Genomic DNA, 2,119 nt, shown 5'->3' with positions numbered 1-2,119 from the left:
GCTTCGGCAATCTTTGCTTTCAGATCATCGCACTCACCAGCAAAGACAAGTGGCGGTAACGCTTTGAGATCAGCAACAGCTTTTGCAAGTGGCGCGCCATCTTTGCCACCAGGCCAATTAGGTTGCTGCGCGGCAACTAGCGTGGGGTCAAAGAGGTTATCCAGCTTTGAGGAAGAGTTCATAGGCATAATCGTAGAGCGTTCAGTTGCAATCTCGGAGCGAGATTAGCCAAAGAACGAAGTGATCTCCTCATAGCGCTCGAAGGGAACGGTCTTAAGGACATCAGTTGCCGATGCCAATGGCACGCGCGCAATCTTGGTGCCATGCAGCGCCATCATCTTTCCGAAATCTCCGTCATGGACTGCCGTAATTGCTTCAAGTCCAAATCGTGAGCTAAGAACTCGGTCAAATGCTGAAGGAGTTCCACCGCGCTGGATGTGGCCGAGAACTGTGCAACGAGTTTGGTAGCCAGTCTTTTTCTCAATCTCTTTAGCAAGCCAATCACCAATTCCAGAGAGTTGAACATGACCAAATGCATCCAGTGGCTGGTCTTTGGTAATCATGTCCCCATCTTGTGGGATGGCACCTTCGGCAATAACAATGATGGGAGCTGTGCCAGTTGCAAAACGTGACTTCACATATTCGCAGACTTTATCGACCGAGAATTTAACTTCTGGAATCAAGATACAGGCAGCATCGCCAGCGATTCCGGAATGCAGTGCAATCCAGCCTGCGTGACGGCCCATGACCTCAACAATGAGTGGGCGGTGATGTGATTCAGCCGTTGTGTGCAGGCGATCAATTGCCTCCATCGCGATATTTACTGATGTATCAAATCCAAATGTGAAATCGGTATTGTTCAGGTCGTTATCAATCGTCTTTGGAACTCCGATTACCTTCACGCCAAGGGCATCAAGCTTTGTTGCCACACCGAGGGTATCTTCGCCACCAATTGCAATCAGCACATCGATTCCTTGGTCTGCAAGATTTTGCTTAATGCGTTCTACGCCATTTTCAATCTTAAAAGGATTGGTGCGTGACGAACCAAGAATGGTTCCACCCTTGGCAAGAATTGGTTTCACTATTGCTAGATCTAGCGGCATGGTTAGCGCCTCAAGCGGGCCTTTCCAGCCATCGCGGAAGCCAACGAATTCATATCCGTACTCTTTGATTCCCTTTATGACGACCCCACGAATAACCCCATTGAGTCCTGGGCAATCGCCCCCACCAGTAAGAATTCCAATGCGCATTACATACTCCAAAATTGGCTGATTGGTAGTCAACAGTGACTGGCACAGTCTAGCCTTTCCACTATGACACTAGCGCCAGAAATCCGAGCTTTCTTAGAAGCCGGTGCTGCTGCCGGATTACCACAAGTGTGGGAAGCCCCCATCGAAGTCATCCGCGGAAATAGGCAATCTCAGACAGCATTTACCGGCCCAGTAGAAAAAGTAGCGGAAGTAGTCAACACATTTATTCCGGGCCCAACAGCTGATCTTCCGATTCGCATCTACCGACCAACAACAGCTACCAACGCCCCAGTGATTATCTATCTGCATGGCGGCGGTTGGGTACTGAACTTCCTCGATATTTATGATGCATCACTATCTCGTCTTGCAAATCAAACTGGGGCAACAATTTTTAGCGTGCACTACCAAAAGGCCCCGGAGCATCCATTCCCGATTCCATTTGATGATTGCTATTCCACTCTGCTCTGGGTGATTAAGAACGCCGAAGCACTACAGATTGATAGAAATAGAATTGGCGTTGCCGGTGATAGCGCCGGCGGAAATCTGGCATCGGCAGTTGCACTCAAAGCGCGCGATAATGGAATTAAGCTTGCCTTCCAACTCCTTGTCTATCCCTGCAATGATCGCAAATTCGACACTGCTTCTTATAAAGAACATGCAACCGGCTACGGGCTGACAACCCAGGCGATGGAATGGTTCTGGGATCAATATTTACAAGGTAATACACATGATCAAAATCCTTATGCAATTCCGCAAAGAGCGAAAGATTTTTCCGCATTGGCTCCCGCCATCATTATCACAGCCCAATACGATCCGCTGCTCTCTGATAGCGAGAAATATGCTGAGGCGCTAAGAAAAGCTGGCGTCAC

The 2,119-nt window shown here is 48.8% G+C and carries 2 protein-coding genes and 1 pseudogene; 1 reads left to right on the top strand and 2 read right to left on the bottom strand.

Annotated features, from left to right (window positions below; genetic code table 11):
• Nucleotides 1-182: pseudogene (locus AC9UEP_RS05885) on the bottom strand (3-deoxy-7-phosphoheptulonate synthase class II); the annotation flags it as partial.
• A gap of 42 nt (nucleotides 183-224) precedes the next feature.
• A complete protein-coding gene (locus tag AC9UEP_RS05880; protein ID WP_509545051.1) occupies nucleotides 225-1,250 on the bottom strand; it encodes a 6-phosphofructokinase in 1,026 nt (341 codons plus the stop codon).
• 63 nt (nucleotides 1,251-1,313) lie between these two features.
• On the opposite strand from AC9UEP_RS05880, the gene AC9UEP_RS05875 reads away from it, so the two are divergent.
• A partial coding sequence (locus AC9UEP_RS05875; protein WP_509545048.1) for an alpha/beta hydrolase occupies nucleotides 1,314-2,119 on the top strand: 806 nt, incomplete at its 3' end.

Origin of the sequence: Candidatus Planktophila sp., assembly GCF_040402315.1 — a bacterium.
Taxonomy (GTDB): Bacteria; Actinomycetota; Actinomycetes; order Nanopelagicales; family Nanopelagicaceae; genus Planktophila.
This window is presented reverse-complemented; position numbering and strand designations above follow the sequence as displayed.

Bases quoted from the DNA above. Each gene is read 5' to 3' on its own strand.
- AC9UEP_RS05880 (WP_509545051.1), bottom strand. From the start codon at position 1,250: ATGCGCATTGGAATTCTTACTGGTGGGGGCGATTGCCCAGGACTCAAT.